Annotated in this window: 2 protein-coding genes; both read left to right on the plus strand. The window is 62.4% G+C overall.

The genetic code is table 11. The features are described 5' to 3' along the window. Nucleotides 1-178 precede the first annotated feature (178 nt). Nucleotides 179-1,948, plus strand: coding sequence for an amidohydrolase (locus AC2FNJ_RS19930; RefSeq protein ID WP_496766772.1), 1,770 nt, complete (start codon nucleotides 179-181; stop codon nucleotides 1,946-1,948). Nucleotides 1,949-1,971: 23 nt separating this feature from the next. Further along, nucleotides 1,972-2,229, plus strand: a complete 258-nt coding sequence (locus tag AC2FNJ_RS19935) for a putative hemolysin (protein WP_244614873.1) — start codon at nucleotides 1,972-1,974, stop codon at nucleotides 2,227-2,229. The last annotated feature ends 486 nt before the right edge of the window (nucleotides 2,230-2,715 follow it).

A 2,715-nucleotide genomic window follows, 5' to 3' on the forward strand; every position in this document is an offset into this window, starting at 1 on the left:
ATCCGTCGTGTCTCACTTAAAATGCATTTGACACAGTGAGCTGGGAGGCTTGAACAAAATGACCAACTTGAACCGGAGAACTTTTGTCTGGGCCAGTCTGTTGGGAGCGACGTCACTGACGCCGGCGGGGCGGGCCATCGCGCTAACTGGATCGTTGCAAGACGTGGGAAGCCTCGCAATGGCCGCACCAAAGGCTACCATCTACACCGCTCGCGAGATCGTCACGCTGGAGCCGACGCAGCCGTCCGCCGAGGCGGTGGCGGTCGTAGGCGGGCGAATCCTCTGGGTCGGGAGCCTCGAGGAGACGACCGCGATCCTCGGCGACCAGCCCCACGACGTCGACACGACCTTCGCCGACCACGTGATCGTTCCGGGCTTCGTGGCCCAGCATGACCACCCGGTGCTCGCCGCGCTGACCATGTCGTCAGAGATCCTGTCGATCGAGGACTGGGTCCTGCCCTCGGGGACTGTGCCGGCCGTGAAGGACAAGCAGGACTTCATTGACCGGCTGACGGCCGCCGTCGCGGCGGCGCCCGGTTCCGGCGAGCCGGTCCTGACATGGGGCTATCATCCGGCGTTCTACGGCTCCCTGACCCGAGCCGAGCTCGACGCCATCAGCACAACCCGGCCGATCCTCGTCTGGGGTCGCTCTTGTCATGAGTTCTTCCTGAACACCGCCACACTCGAGCGCTGCGGGCTTACCCGCGAAGCCTACGCGGCCTTCTCCGCGTCAGCGAGGGAGCAGAGCAACTACGAGGATGGCCACTATTGGGAACAGGGTATGTTCGCGATCCTGCCCCACATCGCTACGATGGTGGCAAGCCCCGAGAGGCTTCAGGCCGGTCTTGAACTCAGCAGGGACTACATGCACGCCAAGGGGATTACCTTCGGCAACGAGCCGGGCGGCATTCTTGCCAAACCCGTTCAGGACGGAGTTAACGCCGTCTTCTCGAGCCCCGACATGCCGTTTCGCTGGTCCTTCATGCCGGACGGCAAGAGCATGGTCGGCATGTATGCCGACGACGCGCAGGTCATTGCCGAGACCGAGAAGCTCGCCTCTTGGTATGGCGGCATGACGGGTATGACGTCGAAGCAGGTCAAGCTCTTCGCAGACGGGGCTATCTATTCGCAGCTTATGCAGGTGCGCGATCCCTACCTCGATAGCCACACGGGCGAGTGGATGATGGACCGGGACGTCTTCGAGCGCGCCTTCCGGATTTACTGGGACGCAGGCTACCAGATCCACATCCACGTCAACGGCGATGAGGGTTTGAACCGCGTTCTCGACACCCTCGAGACCAACCTGCGGCGCAAACCGCGCTACGATCACCGGACCGTGCTCGTGCATTTCGCGGTGAGCGGCGCCGATCAGGTCAGCCGCATCAAGGCGCTTGGTGCCATCGTCAGCGGCAATCCCTACTACGTCGCGGCGCTGGCCGATCAATACGGGAAGGTGGGCCTCGGCCCAGAGCGCGCGGACGAGATGGTGCGCCTCGGCGACGTCTCGCGGGCGGGTATCCCGTGGTCGCTCCACTCCGACATGCCTATGGCACCGGCCGATCCTTTGTTCCTTATTTGGTGCGCGGTGAACCGCCTGACGACCTCGGGCCGGATCGCGGGGCCGGACCAACGCGTGACCGTCGAGGAAGCGCTGCGTGGGGTCACCATCGAGGCGGCTTACTCGCTGAAGCTCGAGGACGAGATCGGGACGATCTCTCCCGGCAAGCGGGCAAACTTCACTATCCTCGATGCGAACCCCCTCTCAGTCGACGCGATGGAGATCCGAAACGTCGGCGTCTGGGGCACGGTTATGGAAGGACGGATACTTCCCGCAGGTGGGGCGGAGCGGAAAGCCTCGCTTGATCTGCCGGGGGAAAGCAAGGCGGAACGGGCGTTCATGGAAGCTGCTCTGCACCACGCGTTGACGGTCGCCCATGGCCCGCATTGATCCGAAGTTGAAAGGGAGCAAATATGAATGTTGAAAGCAAAGTACTGGGAATCTTGTTTCTCACAGTCGGTGTGGCCATGACCGGCTGTTCTCCGGAGACGGCCGAGGATGAACAGCCGTCGGCAACAGCTCTTGCTAACCCCGCTGCGAACTACTGCGTCGAAAATGGTGGAACATACGAGATCCGTCGTGCCGCCGACGGCTCGCAGACCGGGGTCTGCATCCTCGAGGACGGCGCCGAGGTCGAAGCCTGGGACTATTTCAGGGAAAAGGCGGGATGAAGTGACGGCGGTCGTTGGGTACCGCATGCGTTGATGACCGCTTTGTACCAGAAGCGCCGGCCGGAACGGTCGGTTCGAATGTCTGGAAGATCCCGCAGACCGTCAGTTCGATCTAGTCCAGATCTTGCACTTGCAGCGAAGGTCCGCAAAGCGGGCTGCGAACGCAGCATCACGAGCATAGGGTGAAGGTCCGATTAGGGCCGGTTTCATTCCAACCTTCTCGCCCGTTCTGCCATCCGCTGAACCACTGAAATAGTCGCAGCGCCCGCCTGACTTATCCCAGCCCCGGCGATCTCAGCATTCGACCTCGTCCCAAACCGTGCCCGCGCCCGTGAGCCCTTGCTTCCGATCAAACCCTTGGCGAACCCGCCAGGACTGGGAATGCTCGGCGGTCCGGCCATCATGAAGTTGCCCGAGATTGAGCGGACGATCAGCGGAGTGGCGATGATCATGCCGCCTGCGAGAAACATCATCATGAAGAAGGGC

It is taken from the genome of Ruegeria sp. BHSB196 (genome assembly GCF_059613135.1).

Excerpts from the sequence above, each read along its gene's own strand:
- AC2FNJ_RS19930 (WP_496766772.1), top strand. The coding sequence starts at position 179 with ATGGCCGCACCAAAGGCTACCATCTACACCGCTCGCGAGATCGTCACG.
- AC2FNJ_RS19935 (WP_244614873.1), top strand. The coding sequence starts at position 1,972 with ATGAATGTTGAAAGCAAAGTACTGGGAATCTTGTTTCTCACAGTCGGT.